The sequence below is a fragment of the Micrococcus sp. KRD096 genome, from assembly GCF_017168495.1.
Classification (GTDB): Bacteria; Actinomycetota; Actinomycetes; order Actinomycetales; family Micrococcaceae; genus Micrococcus; species Micrococcus luteus.
The window spans coordinates 1-16,080 of the sequence record NZ_JABFAY010000019.1 but is presented as its reverse complement, the minus strand read 5'-3'; the positions used below and the strand labels follow the sequence as shown (position 1 = coordinate 16,080).

At 73.7% G+C, this 16,080-nt stretch carries 12 protein-coding genes; 10 read left to right on the top strand and 2 right to left on the bottom strand.

What is annotated here, in order from left to right; translation table 11 throughout:
• Positions 1 to 138 precede the first annotated feature (138 nt).
• Positions 139 to 1,140, bottom strand: a complete 1,002-nt coding sequence (locus tag J1M41_RS09930; protein ID WP_036337495.1) for a quinone oxidoreductase — start codon at positions 1,138 to 1,140, stop codon at positions 139 to 141.
• A 101-nt stretch (positions 1,141 to 1,241) separates the two neighbouring features.
• Between J1M41_RS09930 and argC the strand changes: the two genes are divergently transcribed.
• Genes argC through argR form a run of 6 tightly spaced genes read left to right on the top strand, consistent with a single transcriptional unit; the run spans position 1,242 to position 7,164 of the window.
• The gene (gene argC, locus J1M41_RS09925; protein ID WP_206451658.1) at positions 1,242 to 2,282 is read left to right on the top strand and encodes an N-acetyl-gamma-glutamyl-phosphate reductase; all 1,041 of its coding nucleotides are present in this window, start codon (positions 1,242 to 1,244) and stop codon (positions 2,280 to 2,282) included.
• Positions 2,279 to 3,439: a bifunctional glutamate N-acetyltransferase/amino-acid acetyltransferase ArgJ gene (gene argJ, locus J1M41_RS09920; RefSeq protein ID WP_206451657.1), complete on the top strand. Its 1,161-nt coding sequence runs from the start codon at positions 2,279 to 2,281 to the stop codon at positions 3,437 to 3,439. The genes argC and argJ overlap by 4 nt, the downstream gene beginning before the upstream one ends.
• Positions 3,440 to 3,450: 11 nt before the next feature.
• Positions 3,451 to 4,437: an acetylglutamate kinase gene (argB, locus tag J1M41_RS09915; protein WP_196296765.1), complete on the top strand. Its 987-nt coding sequence runs from the start codon at positions 3,451 to 3,453 to the stop codon at positions 4,435 to 4,437.
• Positions 4,434 to 5,720: an acetylornithine transaminase gene (locus tag J1M41_RS09910; protein WP_206451656.1), complete on the top strand. Its 1,287-nt coding sequence runs from the start codon at positions 4,434 to 4,436 to the stop codon at positions 5,718 to 5,720. The genes argB and J1M41_RS09910 overlap by 4 nt, the downstream gene beginning before the upstream one ends.
• Positions 5,717 to 6,676, top strand: coding sequence for an ornithine carbamoyltransferase (argF, locus tag J1M41_RS09905; protein ID WP_206451655.1), 960 nt, complete (start codon positions 5,717 to 5,719; stop codon positions 6,674 to 6,676). Before J1M41_RS09910 ends, argF begins: the two co-directional genes overlap by 4 nt.
• On the top strand, positions 6,676 to 7,164 hold the full coding sequence (argR, locus tag J1M41_RS09900) for an arginine repressor (protein ID WP_036337506.1): 489 nt from the start codon (positions 6,676 to 6,678) through the stop codon (positions 7,162 to 7,164). Before argF ends, argR begins: the two co-directional genes overlap by 1 nt.
• 114 nt (positions 7,165 to 7,278) lie before the next feature.
• Here the strand turns inward: argR and rpf are convergent, their stop codons facing one another.
• Positions 7,279 to 8,403, bottom strand: coding sequence for a resuscitation-promoting factor Rpf (rpf, locus tag J1M41_RS12105; protein WP_241247920.1), 1,125 nt, complete (start codon positions 8,401 to 8,403; stop codon positions 7,279 to 7,281).
• 621 nt (positions 8,404 to 9,024) lie between these two features.
• On the opposite strand from rpf, the gene J1M41_RS09885 reads away from it, so the two are divergent.
• From J1M41_RS09885 to tyrS, 4 genes are all read left to right on the top strand, one after another.
• Positions 9,025 to 10,266: an argininosuccinate synthase gene (locus J1M41_RS09885; protein ID WP_020625386.1), complete on the top strand. Its 1,242-nt coding sequence runs from the start codon at positions 9,025 to 9,027 to the stop codon at positions 10,264 to 10,266.
• Between the two features lie 85 nt (positions 10,267 to 10,351).
• Positions 10,352 to 11,812, top strand: a complete 1,461-nt coding sequence (gene argH, locus J1M41_RS09880) for an argininosuccinate lyase (RefSeq protein WP_036315677.1) — start codon at positions 10,352 to 10,354, stop codon at positions 11,810 to 11,812.
• A gap of 167 nt (positions 11,813 to 11,979) precedes the next feature.
• Positions 11,980 to 14,268, top strand: a complete 2,289-nt coding sequence (locus J1M41_RS09875) for a UvrD-helicase domain-containing protein (protein ID WP_069941798.1) — start codon at positions 11,980 to 11,982, stop codon at positions 14,266 to 14,268.
• A gap of 68 nt (positions 14,269 to 14,336) precedes the next feature.
• Positions 14,337 to 15,680: a tyrosine--tRNA ligase gene (gene tyrS / locus J1M41_RS09870; protein ID WP_206451654.1), complete on the top strand. Its 1,344-nt coding sequence runs from the start codon at positions 14,337 to 14,339 to the stop codon at positions 15,678 to 15,680.
• The last annotated feature ends 400 nt before the right edge of the window (positions 15,681 to 16,080 follow it).

Sequence of the window (16,080 nt, the reverse complement as noted above, 5' to 3'; positions counted from 1 at the left end):
GCGGACGAAAGGGACACAGGGGCCTCCGGGAGGGTGAGCGGCGAACCGAGGGTCGGACACGGACCAGGCCGCAGCGGAACATTCTATGCTCTGCCCGCGGCCGCGCGGGGCGCCCGGAAGGCACCGGGCGGGTCCGGCTCAGGACAGGGTGAGCAGCACCTTGCCCGTCGTCGAGCGGGACTCGAGGGCGGCGTGCGCGGCGGCCGCGTCCGCCAGCGGGAAGCGCTCGCCGATCCGTACGTCGAGCTCGCCGGAGGCCCACGCCCCGAACACCTCTCCACCACGCCAGCGGGTCTCCTCGCCCGTGCGCGTGTAGTGCACCAGCGAGGGCCGGGTGACGTACAGCGCGCCGGCCGCGTTGAGCCGCTGCAGGTCGAAGGGGGGCACCTGCCCGGAGGCCCCGCCGAAGAGCACGAGCGTGCCGCGCACGCGCAGCACCTCGAGCGAGGTGTCGAAGGTGTCCTTCCCGACGCCGTCGAACACGGCGTGCGCGCCCTCCCCGTCGGTCAGCTCCGCCACCGTGGCGGCGAGGTCCGGATAGTCCACCGCGGCGACGGCGCCCGCGCCCCGGGACAGCTCCCGCTTCTCCTCCGTGGACGCCGTGGTGACCACGCGGGCGCCGCGGGCCGTCGCGAGCTGGGTGAGCAGGAGCCCCACGCCGCCGGCACCGGCCGTCACGACCACCGTGTGGCCCTCCTCCACCGGGAAGGTGGACCGGCAGAGGTAGTGGGCCGTCATGCCCTGCAGCGGAAGGGCGGCGGCCTCGGCCAGGTCGATGCCCTCCGGGACGGCGAGGAGACGATCCGCGGGGGCGGTGAAGTGCTCGGCGTACGCACCGGTGGCCGTCGCGGTGGCGACACGGGCCCCCAGGAGCGCGGCGTCCACGCCCTCGCCGAGCGCGACGACCTCGCCGGAGCCCTCCGTGCCGGGGGTGAAGGGCAGGTCCATCGCGTAGACCCCGGAGCGCTGGTACGTCTCGATGAAGTTCAGGCCCGCCGCCGCGGTCCGCACCAGCACGTGCCCCGGTGCGGGGGAGGGCACCTCCGTCTCGGTCCACTGCAGGACCTCGGGGCCGCCCGTGGCGGACACGACGACGGCGTGGTGGGTGCGGGGGACGGCGGGGGTGTTCGCAGTGGTCATGGCCCCACTCTAGGAGCGGGCCCGGACATCCGGCCCGGCCCGGGGACCCAAGGCGCCGCATAGATATTCCGTGCAACGCATATCTACGCTAGGATGGGGCCATGACCCACACCGTCGCCGTCTCCGGAGCCAGCGGCTACGCCGGGGGAGAGGCCCTGCGCCTGCTCGCCGGCCACCCGTCCGTCACCGTCGGAGCCATCACGGCCCACTCCAACGCGGGGGAGCGCCTCGGCGCCCTTCAGCCGCACCTGCACGCCCTGGCGGACCGCGTCCTCGCGGAGACCACCGCGGACGTCCTCGCCGGTCACGACGTCGTGATCCTCGCGCTGCCCCACGGGGCCTCCGGGGCGCTCGCGGCCGAGATCGCCGAGCGCTCCCCGGACACCCTGGTGATCGACGCGGGCGCCGACCACCGCCTCGAGTCCGCCGCGGACTGGGAGGCCTTCTACGGCACCGCGCACGCCGGGACCTGGCCCTACGGCCTGCCCGAGCTGCCCGGTCAGCGCGAGCGACTCGCCGGCACCCGCCGCATCGCCGTCCCCGGGTGCTACCCGACCACCTCGATCCTCGCCCTCGCGCCCGGCTTCGCCGCGGGGCTGCTCGAGCCGCAGGACGTGGTGATCGTCGCCGCCTCGGGCACCTCCGGGGCGGGCAAGGCGCTGAAGCCGCACCTGCTCGGCGCCGAGGTCATGGGCGGGATGAGCCCGTACGGCGTCGGCGGCGGGCACCGGCACACCCCGGAGATCGAGCAGGGCCTGGCCCAGGCGGCCGGCGAGCCGGTCCGCGTCTCCTTCACGCCCACGCTCGCGCCGATGTCGCGCGGCATCCTCGCGACAGCCACGGCGCGCCTGCGTCCCGGCGTCGCCGCCGCGGACGTGCGCGCGGCATGGGCCGCGGCCTACGGCGGCGAACGCTTCGTGCACCTGCTGCCCGAGGGGCAGTGGCCGACGACGAAGGCGGTCCTCGGCTCCAACCACGTGCAGCTGCAGCTCGCCGTGGATGAGCGTGCCGGCCGCGTGATCGTCTGCGCGGTGCTCGACAACCTCACCAAGGGCACGGCCGGCGGCGCCGTGCAGTCCATGAACATCGCCCTGGGCCTGCCGGAGCAGGCGGGGCTCGAGCAGCAGGGGGTCGCGCCGTGAGCGTCACCGCAGCACAGGGGTTCCGGGCGGCCGGCGTCACCGCGGGGCTGAAGGCCTCGGGCACGCCCGACGTCGCCGTCGTCGTCAACGAGGGCCCGCGCCGCGCGGCCGCCGCCGTCCTCACCGAGAACCGGGTGGCGGCCGCCCCCGTGGTCTGGACCCGCCGCGCCGTGCAGGACGGCCGCGCCACCGCGGTCGTCCTGAACTCCGGCGGGGCCAACGCGGCCACCGGCGCCGAGGGCCTCGAGGACGCCCGTCGCACCGCCGAGCACGCGGCCGCGGCCCTCGGGAGCGCCGCCGACGACGTGCTCGTCTGCTCGACCGGCCTCATCGGCGAACGCCTGCCGATGGACACCCTCACCGCGGGCGTGTCCGAGGCGGTCGCCGCCCTGAGTCCGGACGGCGGCGAGGACGCCGCCGTCGCGATCAAGACCACGGACACCGTGGCCAAGACCGCCGTGGCCCGCGGCGCGGGCTTCACCGTGGGCGGCATGGCCAAGGGGGCGGGCATGCTGGCACCCGGCATGGCCACCATGCTCAGCGTCATCACCACGGACGCCGACGTCCCCGCCCCCGCCCTCGACGCGGCCCTGCGCGAGGCCGTGCGCGCCACCTTCAACCGGGTCGACTCGGACGGGTGCATGTCCACCAACGACACCGTGATCCTGCTGGCCTCGGGCGCGTCCGGGACCGCGCCCGAGCCCGAGGCGTTCGCCGCGGCCCTCCACGAGGTCTGCGCGGACCTGTCCCGCCAGCTCGTCGCCGACGCCGAGGGCGCCCGGCACGACATCGCCGTGCGCGTGGTCCACGCCGAGACCGAGGAGGCGGCCGAGGCCGTCGCCCGCGCCGTCGGCCGCTCCAACCTGTTCAAGACCGCGATCTTCGGCCAGGACCCGAACTGGGGACGCGTGATCGCCGCCGTCGGCACGGTCCCGGAGTCGGTCGCCGCCTTCGACCCGTACGCCCTCGACGTGCGCTTCAACGGCGTCCAGGTGTGCCGCGCCTCCGGTGTGGGGGAGGACCGCTCCCGCGTGGACCTGACGGCCCGCGAGGTGCTCGTCGAGGTCGACCTGCACGCCGGCGACGCCGAGGCCACGGTCTGGACCAACGACCTGACGCACGACTACGTCCACGAGAACTCCGCCTACTCCACGTGAGGACCCCCAGCATGAGCCCGCACACCGACCCGGCCACGGCGGCCGCACCCGTCCTGTCCACCGCGGACCGGCTCGACCGCGCCGAGTCCAAGGCGGAGGTCCTCGTCGAGGCCCTGCCCTGGATCCGGCGGTTCGCCGGCACCGTCATGGTCGTCAAGTACGGCGGCAACGCCATGGTGTCGGAGGAGCTGCGCCGGGCGTTCGCCGAGGACATCGTGTTCCTGCACCACGTGGGGGTCCACCCCGTGGTGGTGCACGGCGGCGGCCCGCAGATCAACGCGATGCTCGACCGCCTCGGCATCGCGTCCGAGTTCCGCGGCGGCCTGCGCGTGACCACCGAGGAGGCCATGGACGTGGTCCGCATGGTGCTCACGGGACAGGTGGGCCGCGAGCTGGTCGGCCTCGTGAACTCCCACGGCCCGTATGCCGTCGGCTTCTCCGGCGAGGACGCGGGGCTGCTGCGCGCCCGCCGCACGGGCGCCGTCGTGGACGGGCAGGAGGTGGACCTCGGCCTCGTGGGCGAGGTCACTGGCGTCGACCCGACCGCGATCCTCGACGTGATCGAGTCCGGGCGGATCCCCGTGGTCTCGTCGGTCGCCCCCGAGATCGACGACGACGGCCAGCCCACCGGGCAAGTCCTCAACGTCAATGCGGACACCGCCGCCGCGGCCCTGGCCGCCGCCCTCGGCGCCGCGAAGCTCGTGCTGCTCACCGACGTCGAGGGCCTCTACGCGGACTGGCCGGACCGGGACTCCCTCATCAGCTCGCTCACCGCCGCCCAGCTGCGTGCGCTGCTGCCCTCCCTGGCCTCCGGGATGATCCCGAAGATGGCCGCGTGTCTGGCGGCCGTCGACGCCGGCGTGCAGCGCGCCCACGTCGTGGACGGCCGCCGCCCCCACTCGATGCTGCTGGAGGTCTTCACCTCCGCGGGCGTCGGCACCCAGGTGGTGCCCGACGCCGAGCCCACCGCCCCGACCACCCCCGAGGAGGACGCATGAGCACCGACCAGTCCGCGCTGCTGGAGCGCTACCACGCCGCCCTGACCGGAGTCTTCGGCCGCCCCGCCCGCGTGCTCGTGCGCGGCGAGGGGGTCCACGTGTGGGACGCCGACGGCCGGCGCTACACGGACCTGCTGGCCGGCATCGCCGTGAACGCGCTCGGCCACGGCCACCCGGCGCTGGTGCGGGCGGTGTCCGAGCAGGTCGCCACGCTCGGCCACGTGTCCAACCTCTTCACCTCCGAGCCGCAGATCCGCCTGGCCGAGCGCCTGCTGGAGCTGGCCGGCGCGCCCGCGGGCTCCACCGTGTTCTTCGCGAACTCCGGCACGGAGGCCAACGAGGCCGCGTTCAAGCTCGCCCGCCGCCATGGTGCGGACGACCCGTCCGGCCGCCGGACGCGGGTGATCGCGCTCGAGCGGGCCTTCCACGGCCGCACGATGGGCGCCCTCGCGCTCACGCACAAGGAGGCCTACCGGGCGCCCTTCGAGCCGCTGCCCGGCGGCGTGGAGCACGTGCCGGGCGGGGACGCCGCGGCCCTGCGGGCGGCCCTGGCCCCGGACGACGACGGCGCCACCGTCGCCGCCGTCATCCTCGAGCCGGTCCAGGGCGAGGCCGGCGTGCACGGCTGGCCGGCCGGCTACCTGGCCGAGGTGCGGGCCGCGACCCGCGAGGCCGGCGCCCTGATGATCCTCGACGAGGTGCAGTCCGGCGTGGGACGCACCGGCACGTGGTTCGGCTTCCAGAACCCGGCCGTCACCGGGGCGGCCGAGCCGGTGGTGCCCGACGCCTTCACCCTGGCGAAGGGACTGGGCGGCGGCGTGCCGATCGGGGCGCTCGTGTGCGTCGGCCCCGCCGTCTCCGGGCTGCTCACCGCCGGCCAGCACGGCACCACGTTCGGCGGCAACCCCCTGGCCACCGCCGCGGGCCTGGCCGTGCTCCAGACCGTCGAGGACGAGGGCCTGCTCGGCCACGTCCGCGCCGCGGGCGAGGCCGTGGCCGCCCTGCTGGAGGACCTGCCCGAGGTGGCCGCGGTCCGCGGTCACGGCCTGTGGATCGGCGTCGACCTGGCCGACCCCGCGGGACCGGCCCCGGCCGGCGGGCTGGCCCCCGCCGTCGTCGCCGCCGGCCTCGAGGCGGGCTGGATCCTCAACGCCACCGGCCCCTCCACCCTGCGCCTGGCCCCGCCGCTCACCGTGCCCGTGGCCGAGCTCGAGCGCTTCGCCGCGGCCCTGCCCGGGCTCGTGGCCGCCGCCCTGACCCCCGCCGAAGGAGACCGCCCATGACCCCCGCTGCCGCCGTCCGCCACTTCCTGGTGGACACGGACCTCACCCCGGCCGAGCAGGCCGAGGTGCTCGACCTCGCCGCGCAGATGAAGGCCGACCGGTTCCGGCACCGCCCGCTGGCCGGGCCCCGGACCGGCATCGTGTTCTTCGACAAGACCTCCACGCGCACCCGCGTCTCGTTCGCCGCGGGCATCGCCGAGCTCGGCGGGACGCCGCTGATCGTGAACCCGGGGGAGTCGCAGCTGGGCCACAAGGAGTCCGTGGCGGACACGGCCCGCGTGCTGGAGTGGATGGTCGGCGTCATCGTCTGGCGCACGTTCGCGCAGGCCGGTCTCGAGGAGATGGCCGCCCATTCCTCGGTGCCCGTGGTCAATGCGCTCAGCGACGACTACCACCCCTGTCAGATCCTCGCCGACCTGCTGACGGTGCGCGAGCACCTCGGCGGCACGGCGGGCCGCACTCTGACGTATCTGGGGGACGCGGCGAACAACATGGCCCACTCGTATCTGCTCGGCTGCGCGACGGCCGGCATGCACGTGCGGGTCGCCGGCCCCGAGGGGCACCTGCCTGCCGAGGACGTCGTGGCCGCCGCTCGACAGCGGGCGGCGGAGACGGGCGGTTCCGTCCTCGTCACGACGGACGCGGCCGAGGCCCTGGCGGGCGCGGACGTCGTCGTGACCGACACGTGGGTGTCCATGGGCCAGGAGGAGGAGAAGGAGGCCCGCCTGGCGCTGTTCCGGGACTACCAGGTGGACGCCGACGCGATGGCGCGGGCGGCCGACGACGCGATCTTCCTGCACTGCCTGCCCGCGTACCGGGGCTACGAGGTCACGGCCGAGGTGATCGACGGGCCGCGGTCCGTGGTGTTCGACGAGGCCGAGAACCGGCTGCACGCGCAGAAGGCGCTCATCGCCTGGCTGCTGTATCGCTCCGGCCTGGCCGAGGAGCCGCGCTGATGGCCGCCCCCACGACGAAGATCGCCCGTCAGGCCGCGATCCGGGAGATCCTGGCCACCCGGGGCATCCGCTCCCAGGCCGAACTCTCGGACGCCCTGGGCGATCGCGGGCTGTCCGTCACCCAGGGCACGCTCTCGCGGGACCTGGTGGACCTCGGCGCGGTGCGGACGCGCGGGCCGGCCGGCATGGTCTACGCCCTGCCGGCGGAGGGCGACGACGCCGCCGTGCCGGGCCGCGGTTCGGACGCACAGCTGAACCGGCTGGCGAGCATGGCCCGCGAGCTGCTCGTCTCCGCCGAGCCCACCGCGAACCTCGTGGTCCTGCGCACGCCCCCGGGCGCGGCGCAGTTCCTGGCCAGCGTGATCGACCAGGCGCGCGTGGAGCACGTGATGGGCACGATCGCCGGCGACGACACCATCCTCCTCATCACCACGGGGACCACGTCCGCCCCGGCCGTCGCGGCCCACCTGCTGGGTCTGGCGGGCTAACCGACCCGTCCGGCCCCGCCCGCGCGGGTGACGGGCACCAGGCACGAGGAAGGCCCCCGCCGACGGCGGGGGCCTTCCTCGTGTGGTACCGGTCCGGGGGACCGGTCAGGCGTCTCAGGCCTGCGGCAGGACGAGCTCCTGGCCGACGTAGATCACGGCGGCGTCGGAGACGGCGCCCTTGTTGGCCTCGTAGAGGGCGGTCCAGCCACCCTCCACCTCGTACTCGTTGGCGAGCTTCCAGAGGGAGTCACCGGACTTGACGACGATGGTCTCGGCCTCGGCGACGACGGCCTGCTCCGCGGCAGCGGCCTGCTCAGCGGCGGCAGCCTTCTGAGCGGCGGCCTTCTCCGCGGCGGCAGCCTTCTGAGCGGCGGCCTTCTCCGCGGCGGCAGCCTTCTGAGCGGCAGCCTTCTCCGCGGCGGCGGCACGCTGGGCAGCGGCCTTGTCGGCGGCGGCCTGCTCGGCAGCAGCCTGCTCGGCGGCCCAGCGCTCGGCGGCGGCCTGGTCGGCAGCAGCCTGCTCGGCGGCCCAGCGCTCGGCGGCGGCCTGGTCGGCAGCAGCCTGCTCGGCGGCCCAGCGCTCGGCGGCGGCCTGGTCGGCAGCAGCCTGCTCGGCGGCCCAGCGCTCGGCGGCGGCCTGGTCGGCAGCAGCCTGCTCGGCGGCCCAGCGCTCGGCGGCGGCCTGGTCGGCAGCAGCCTGCTCGGCGGCCCAGCGCTCGGCGGCGGCCTGGTCGGCAGCAGCCTGCTCGGCGGCCCAGCGCTCGGCGGCGGCCTGCTCAGCAGCAGCCTCGTCGGCGGCGGACTGGCGCTGCACGGTGGCGGTGCGCTCCACGGCGACCGGGGCGGCGTCCACGTCACCGGCGTCCGCGTCAGCCTGGGTCAGGCCCAGCTTCTGCGAGCACAGCGGCCAGGCGCCCCAGCCCTGCAGGTCCTGGAGGATCTCGGCGCGCTTGATCTGCTCGGCCTTGGAGGCCTGGTGCGGGTAGCCCTCGCCGCCGACGGCCTGCCAGGAGGACAGGGTGAACTGCACGCCGCCGTAGAAGCCGTTGCCGGTGTTGATGTCCCAGGTGCCGTTGGACTCGCACTCGGCGAGGCGGTCCCAGGTGTCCACGGTGGCGGCCTGGGCCGGGGCGGAGAAGCCCACGGCGGCGGCGCCGGCGAGGGTCATGCCCGCAACGATCGAGGCGGTGGCACGGCGGGAGCGGGTGGCGGAAGTGGTGAAGAGAGTCATGGTGTCCATGGCGAGTCCTCGCTGATCGGTGGCTGAGGCACACCGGGGTCGTCCTTCTCCTTGGTCGGGTCATGCCCTCCGTCGGTTCGAGACGACCCAGCAGCGGGCGACCGTCGGAGGGGGTTCGATGTCGTGGCCTCCCCGTCCCCGACCTCTCGGTCAGATCACGGTTCGATCACGAATCGGCTACGGAAGAGTCAACGACGGGAGCCCCCCTCGCGTCAAATCATGGGTCGACGAATTCTTGCCCGTCCGTCTCACATTTGAGATCAGGTGACGAATCGCTACCTGAGGCGGGAGTACGTGGACGAAATGCACGCCACTGCCCGCATTGGATCTCAGGGCGTCTGATTGGACAGTGTGGACAACCTCCGTCACAGGGGCGTGGGCGAAGGTCACGATCGACGGTCGAAGCCGTGACCGGCGTCGCGTTCGACCCGAACTTCGAGCGCGGGGCCATGGTTGCGGGTGGCCGCCGCGGTGGGCGCAGAGGGGCTGCGCAGGATCCATCGGGAGCTGATATTCCGTCAGTTGCATATTTATTCAAGACCCGGGTAGGATCGTCGCCGAGCACGCCTTCGACGGCCACGTGCCGCGCTCGGAGACGCCCCCCTATATAAAGGAGAAAACGTGAAGGAACGCATCATCCTTGCCTACTCGGGCGGCCTGGACACCTCGGTGGCCATCGGCTGGATCGCCGAGGCCACGGGCGCCGAGGTCGTCGCCGTCGCGGTCGACGTGGGCCAGGGGGGCGAGTCCCTCGAGACGATCCGCCAGCGCGCCCTGGACTGCGGCGCCGTCGAGGCCTACGTGGCCGACGCGCGTGAGGAGTTCGCCGAGCAGTACTGCATGCCCACGCTCAAGGCCAACGCCCTCTACATGGGCGCCTACCCGCTGGTCTCCGCGATCTCGCGTCCGGTCATCTCCCGCCACCTGGTCGCGGCGGCCCGCCAGTTCGGCGCCTCGACGGTGGCGCACGGCTGCACCGGCAAGGGCAACGACCAGGTCCGCTTCGAGGTCTCCATCCAGACCCTCGGCCCCGACCTGAAGTGCATCGCCCCGGTGCGCGACCTCGCCCTGACCCGCGAGAAGGCCATCGAGTACGCCGAGCGCAACGACCTGCCGATCGTCACCACGAAGAAGAACCCGTTCTCGATCGACCAGAACGTGTGGGGCCGCGCCGTCGAGACCGGCTTCCTCGAGGACATCTGGAACGGCCCCACGAAGGACGTCTACGACTACACGGACGACCCCGCCTTCCCGCCGGCGCCGGACGTGGTCACGATCGCCTTCGAGCGCGGCGTCCCCACGGCCCTCGACGGCCGTGCGCTGAGCCCGCTGGAGATCATCGAGGAGCTCAACCGCCGGGCCGGCGCCCAGGGCGTGGGCCGGATCGACATCGTCGAGGACCGCCTCGTGGGCATCAAGTCCCGCGAGATCTACGAGGCCCCGGGCGCCATGGCGCTGATCGCGGCCCACCGTGAGCTCGAGAACGTCACCCTGGAGCGGGAACAGGCGCGCTTCAAGAAGCAGGTGGACCAGCGCTGGACCGAGCTGGTCTACGACGGCCAGTGGTACTCCCCGCTGAAGCGCAACCTGGACACGTTCATCGACGCGACCCAGGAGCACGTCAACGGTGAGATCCGCCTGGAGCTCCACGGCGGCCGCGCGACGGTGCAGGGTCGCCGGTCCGAGACCGGCCTGTACGACTTCAACCTCGCCACGTACGACGAGGGCGACTCGTTCGACCAGTCCTCGGCCCGCGGGTTCATCGACATCTTCGGCCTGTCCGCGAAGACGGCCTCGGAGCGCGAGCAGCGCCTGCGCGGCGGCGACGACCTCCAGGACGTCGCCCGCCTGTCCAACGACTGACCCCGCACGCCCCGCGCACGACGGCGGCCCGCCCGCGCCCGGGCCGGCCGCCGTCGGCCTGTCACCGACCTCGAGGAGACCTTCGATGACCGAGAACACCGACGCCCGCCACGGGACCAACGAGGGCGCCCTGTGGGGCGGCCGCTTCGCCGGCGGCCCTTCCGAGGCGCTCGCCGCGCTCAGCAAGTCCACGCACTTCGACTGGCGCCTGGCGCCCTATGACATCGCCGGCTCCCGTGCCCACGCCCGGGTGCTGCACACCGCCGGTCTGCTCAGTGCGGACGACCTGGACGGGATGATCGCGGCCCTCGACCGGCTCGAGGCGGACGTGCGTTCCGGTGCCTACACCCCGGCAGCGTCCGATGAGGACGTGCACGGCTCGCTCGAGCGCGGCCTCATCGAGCGGGCCGGTCCCGAGCTCGGCGGCCGCCTGCGGGCCGGCCGATCCCGCAACGACCAGGTCGCCACCCTCGGCCGGATGTTCCTGCGCGACCACGCCCGCATCATCGCGCGGGGCGTGATCGCCACGGTGGACGCGCTCCTCGATCAGGCGCGGGCGCACCCGTACGCGCCGATGCCGGGCCGCACCCACCTGCAGCACGCGCAGCCCGTCCTGCTCTCGCATCACCTGCTCGCGCACGCCTGGGCATTCGCGCGGGACCTGCAGCGGCTCGTGGACTGGGACGCACGCGCGGCCGTCTCGCCGTACGGCTCCGGGGCCCTGGCCGGCTCCTCCCTGGGTCTGGACCCGAACGCCGTGGCCGCCGAGCTCGGCTTCGAGTCGGCCGTGTGGAACTCGATCGACGGCACCGCCGCACGCGACGTGTACGCGGAGTTCGCGTGGGTCGCCGCGATGGTCGGCGTCGACCTGTCCCGCATCTCGGAGGAGGTCATCTTCTGGGCCACCAAGGAGGCGGGCTTCGTGAGGCTCCATGACGCGTACTCCACGGGGTCCTCGATCATGCCGCAGAAGAAGAACCCGGACGTCGCCGAGCTGGCCCGCGGCAAGTCCGGCCGCCTCATCGGCGACCTCACGGGGCTGCTGGCCACGCTCAAGGGCATGCCGCTGGCCTACAACCGCGACCTGCAGGAGGACAAGGAGCCCGTCTTCGACGCCGCGGACACCCTCGAGCTGCTGCTGCCCGCCGTCTCCGGGATGATCGCCACCCTCGAGTTCCAGACGGAGCGCATGGCGGAGCTGGCCCCGCAGGGCTTCGCGCTGGCCACCGACGTCGCCGAGTGGCTCGTCCGCCAGGGGGTCCCGTTCCGCGAGGCCCACGAGCTGTCGGGCGAGGCCGTGATGGCGGCCGAGGCCCGGGGCGTGGAGCTGTGGGACCTCACGGACGACGAGTACGCCGCCATCTCGCCGGCGCTGACCCCGCAGGTCCGCGAGGTGCTCAGCACGGAGGGCTCGCTCGCCTCTCGCGACGCCCAGGGCGGGACCGCGCCGACGGCCGTCGCGGCGCAGATCGGGGCGCTCGAGGACGCCCTGGCGCCGCTGCGCCGCTGGGCCGACACGCCGGGCTCCGTCGTCGACGCCCGCTGACGCGGTCGCCCGGCCGAGGCGGCGCCGACCGGGCCGGACGCGGCGGCGCCCCCAGGGCACCGCCGCGTCACCCGCCGTTCACCGCGGTCGGCGTAGCATGGGTGGTCACTTTTCCGCCGGGCGGGCCGCAGCATGGTCCGCCCCTCACCGCACCGCGAGGGCCCCCGATGACCGATACCGTGTCCGTCCGCCAGTCCGAGCTCGACCTCGAGCGGGGTCGGGTCGCCGAGCGGTACGCCCGCCTCGACGCCCTGCGTGAGGAGAAGGAGCGCCAGCTCGCGGCCGTGCGCCGGACCGGCCCGCAGGGGTCGCTGCAGAACCACTCCGAGCGCGACGCCTTCGCCAGCCTCTACGAGGACCGACTCGCCCAGCTCTACGCCGTGGACGACCGCCTCGTCTTCGGCCGGCTCGACCTCGACGCCGAGCGGGAGGGTGGGGCCGACGAGCAGCGGTACATCGGGCGCATCGGCCTCACCACCGAGGACCACGAGCGCCTCCTCGTCGACTGGCGCGCGGCCGAGGCCGGCGCCTTCTACCAGGCGACGGCGGCCCACCGGGGCCGCGTGCGCCGTCGTCGTCACCTGATGCTGCGGGGGCGCGAGGTGCGCGACCTCGAGGACGACATCCTGGACCCGACGCTGCTGGGCGAGGACGGCGTGCGCGCCGATGCCCAGGGTGCGCTGCTGGCCGCCGTCACCGCCCGACGCACGGGACGGATGGGGGACATCGTCGCCACGATCCAGGCGGAGCAGGACGAGGTGATCCGCGCGCCCCTGCCCGGGGCGGTCGTGGTGCAGGGCGGGCCCGGCACGGGGAAGACCGCCGTCGCCCTACACCGTGCGGCCTACCTGCTGTACACCCACCGGGAGCGCCTCGCGCGCTCGGGCGTGCTGATCGTCGGCCCGTCGACCGCGTTCATGCGGTACATCGAGCGGGTGCTGCCCTCGCTGGGCGAGACCGGTGTCGTGATGTCCTCGCTGGGGACGCTGATGCCGGGTGTGCGGGCCGTCCCGGAGCGGGACCTCGACGCGGCGGCGGTGAAGGGCCGGCTGGACATGGTGGACGCCGTCGCCCACGCGGTCGCGCAGCGCCAGCGCCTGCTCGTCGAGCCGCGGCGCCTGATGATCGACGGCACGGCCGTCAAGCTCAAGCCGGCCATGGTCCGGCGCGCCCGGGACAAGGCACGGGCCACCCGCAAGCCCCACAACGAGGCCCGGGTGACGTTCGTGAAGATCCTCGTCCGCGAGCTCGCGGAGAAGCTGCGCAAGAAGCTGGAGAAGTCCTCGGGCACCCCGGTGCAGCGTGACCTCCTGCTCGAGGACGTGCGCACCTCGCGCGACGTGCGCATCGCGCTCAACCTCTGCTGGATGCCGCTGACGCCGGAGAAGCTCATCGGCGACCTCCTCACCCGGGAGGACCTGCTCCGGGCGGCCGCCCCGTGGCTGTCCGACGTCGAGGTCGGCGCGCTCCTGCGCCCGGCCGACGCCCCCTGGACCGAGGCCGACGTGCCCCTGCTGGACGAGGCGGCCGAGCTGCTCGGACGGCTCGAGACCCCGGGCCGGGGCGGCGAGTCCGCGGCCCAGCACGAGCGCAACCTCGAGAACGCCCGGGCGTCCCTGGAGAACATGCACCAGACGCTCGCGGACCTGGGCGTCGACGGCGTCGTGGACGCCGAGCAGCTGGCCGCGGCCAATGAGACGCGCGGCGTACGACGGACCACCGCCGAGACCGCCGCCCACGACCGCACCTGGACGTACGGCCATGTGGTGGTGGACGAGGCCCAGGAGCTCTCTCCGATGCAGTGGCGCCTGCTGGCGCGCCGCTGCCCGATGAAGTCGTTCACCATCGTGGGCGACATCGCGCAGTCCTCCCGTCGCGACGCGGCCGGCTCGTGGGCGTCCGTCCTCGCCCCGGAGTTCGGGGACCGCTGGCGCCTGGAAGAGCTGACCGTGAACTACCGCTCGCCGGCGCGCGTGATGCGCTGGGCCGCGCAGGTCGCACGGGCGGCCGGGCTCGAGGTCTCCCATCCGCGCGCCGTGCGCGAGGGCGACCACCGCCCGCGTCTGGTGACGGAGCCGGGCGGTGACGTCGCCGCCCTGGCCCTCGAGGCGGTCGAAGTTGAAAGGGACCGCGTGCCCGAGGCCCTGACCGCCGTGATCGCCCCCGCCGGGCGGACGGGGGAGCTGCTCACGGTCCTCCGGGAGCGGTGGGGGGAGGCGGCCGTGGACACCGCGCCGCTGCCCGGCGTCGAGATCGTCGTCGCCACCCCGTGGGAGACCAAGGGACTGGAGTTCGACACCGTCGTCCTCGTCTCGCCCGAGCGGATCGTGGCCGACGCGCGCGGCGTGGTGGGCGATCTGTACGTGGCGATGACCCGCGCCACCCAGTCGTTGTCCGTCGTCGCCGGGACGGACGCGGCCGCGCTGCCGGCCGGGCTGGCGGACGTCCCGGAGTGAGCCCCGCGGGCGACGTCGCACGTGCGCGGCGTCGCGGAGGCGCGCGGGCGCGTCGCTAGGCTGGGGCCATGGCACCCCAGAACGAGGAGCGCGCGGCCCGACTGCGCGCACAGGCGAACGACCCGAGCTTCGAGAACGTCTGGCAGGAGCTGCGCTGGCGCGGGCTCGTGCACGTCTCGACGGACGAGGCCGCGCTGGAGCAGGCGCTGGCCGGGGAGCCCGTCTCGTATTACTGCGGCTTCGACCCGACCGCTCCGTCCCTCCACCTGGGACACCTCGTCCAGCTGCTCACCCTGCGCCGCCTGCAGCTCGCCGGCCACCGCCCGTACGCCCTCGTGGGCGGCGCCACCGGGCTCATCGGCGACCCGCGGCAGACCTCGGAGCGCGTTCTGAACTCGCAGGAGACCGTGGCGGCGTGGGTGGAGTCCCTGCGCGCGCAGATCGAGCCGTACCTCTCCTTCGAGGGGGAGAACGCGGCGACCATGGTCAACAACCTGGACTGGACCGCGGGCATGAGCGCGCTGGACTTCCTGCGGGACGTCGGCAAGAACTTCCGCGTCGGCACCATGGTGAAGAAGGAGATCGTGGCCAAGCGCCTGAACTCTGATGAGGGCATCTCCTACACGGAGTTCTCCTACCAGGTGCTGCAGGGCAACGACTTCCTCGAGCTGCACCGCCGGCACGGCGTGACCCTCCAGACCGGCGGCTCCGACCAGTGGGGCAACCTCACCGCCGGCACCGAGCTGATCCGCAAGGTGGAGGGGACCCACGCCCATGCGCTGGGCACGCCGCTGATCACGAACGCGGACGGCACCAAGTTCGGCAAGTCCGAGGGCAACGCCGTCTGGCTCGACGCGGAGATGTGCTCCCCGTACGCCTTCTACCAGTTCTGGCTCAACACGGCGGACGCGGACGTCGTCGACCGGCTCAAGGTCTTCACGTTCCTGACCCGCGCGGAGATCGAGGAGTACGCGCAGAAGGTGGCCGACGAGCCGTTCCGCCGGGAGGCCCAGAAGCGCCTGGCGTGGGAGGTCACGGCGCTGGCCCATGGAGAGGAGACGACGACGAAGGTCATCGAGGCCTCCCATGCCGTGTTCGGAGGCGGCGACCTCACCACCGTGGATCCGGACACGCTGACCGCCGTGCTGGCCGAGCTGCCGCAGGCCGACCGGACCCAGTGGGAGGGGGAGCCGGGCACCGTGACCGCGGTCGAGCTGCTGGTCTCCACCGGGCTGGTCGCCTCGCGCTCCGAGGCGCGTCGGACGGTGCGCGACGGCGGGGCGTCGGTGAACAACGTGCGGGTGACGGATGCCGACCAGGTGTTCACCCGAGACGACGCCTTCGCCGGCCGGCACCTGCTGGTGCGCCGGGGCAAGAAGAGCATGGCGGGCGCGGACCTGGGGGAGGCCTGACCACGGCCGCAGACCACCGGTGTCCACCGGGTCGCCAGAAGTGACCGAGGACACGACGGGCGGCGACGGCGGAGGAACCGCCCACGGGAGGAGCACAGGGCCCCGTTCTCCGCAGGATTCTGCGGAGAACGGGGCCCTTTTTCATGCGTGGCCGCCGGGTGTCACCCCTGATTTTGTGTTCGGTGGGGTTCGTGTGTAGAGTTCCATCTCGTGCTCAAGACGCCGACCGGGTGACCGGGAGGCGGGGTGAAGAACACAGAATCCGCGGATTCTTGCCGAGAATGGCAGGTCCAGGGCGGGTGGTGCTCACCGGGTGCGCGGCCGGCAGTGATGCGGGTCGGGATTCCTGAAGAAGATGATCTGGTTTGACAGCCGGGAATCATGTGGTAAGCTTTTCAAG

Bases quoted from the DNA above. Each gene is read 5' to 3' on its own strand.
- J1M41_RS09930 (WP_036337495.1), bottom strand. From the start codon at position 1,140: ATGACCACTGCGAACACCCCCGCCGTCCCCCGCACCCACCACGCCGTC.
- argC (WP_206451658.1), top strand. From the start codon at position 1,242: ATGACCCACACCGTCGCCGTCTCCGGAGCCAGCGGCTACGCCGGGGGA.
- argB (WP_196296765.1), top strand. From the start codon at position 3,451: ATGAGCCCGCACACCGACCCGGCCACGGCGGCCGCACCCGTCCTGTCC.
- J1M41_RS09910 (WP_206451656.1), top strand. From the start codon at position 4,434: ATGAGCACCGACCAGTCCGCGCTGCTGGAGCGCTACCACGCCGCCCTG.
- argF (WP_206451655.1), top strand. From the start codon at position 5,717: ATGACCCCCGCTGCCGCCGTCCGCCACTTCCTGGTGGACACGGACCTC.
- argR (WP_036337506.1), top strand. From the start codon at position 6,676: ATGGCCGCCCCCACGACGAAGATCGCCCGTCAGGCCGCGATCCGGGAG.
- rpf (WP_241247920.1), bottom strand. From the start codon at position 8,403: ATGGACACCATGACTCTCTTCACCACTTCCGCCACCCGCTCCCGCCGT.
- argH (WP_036315677.1), top strand. From the start codon at position 10,352: ATGACCGAGAACACCGACGCCCGCCACGGGACCAACGAGGGCGCCCTG.
- J1M41_RS09875 (WP_069941798.1), top strand. From the start codon at position 11,980: ATGACCGATACCGTGTCCGTCCGCCAGTCCGAGCTCGACCTCGAGCGG.
- tyrS (WP_206451654.1), top strand. From the start codon at position 14,337: ATGGCACCCCAGAACGAGGAGCGCGCGGCCCGACTGCGCGCACAGGCG.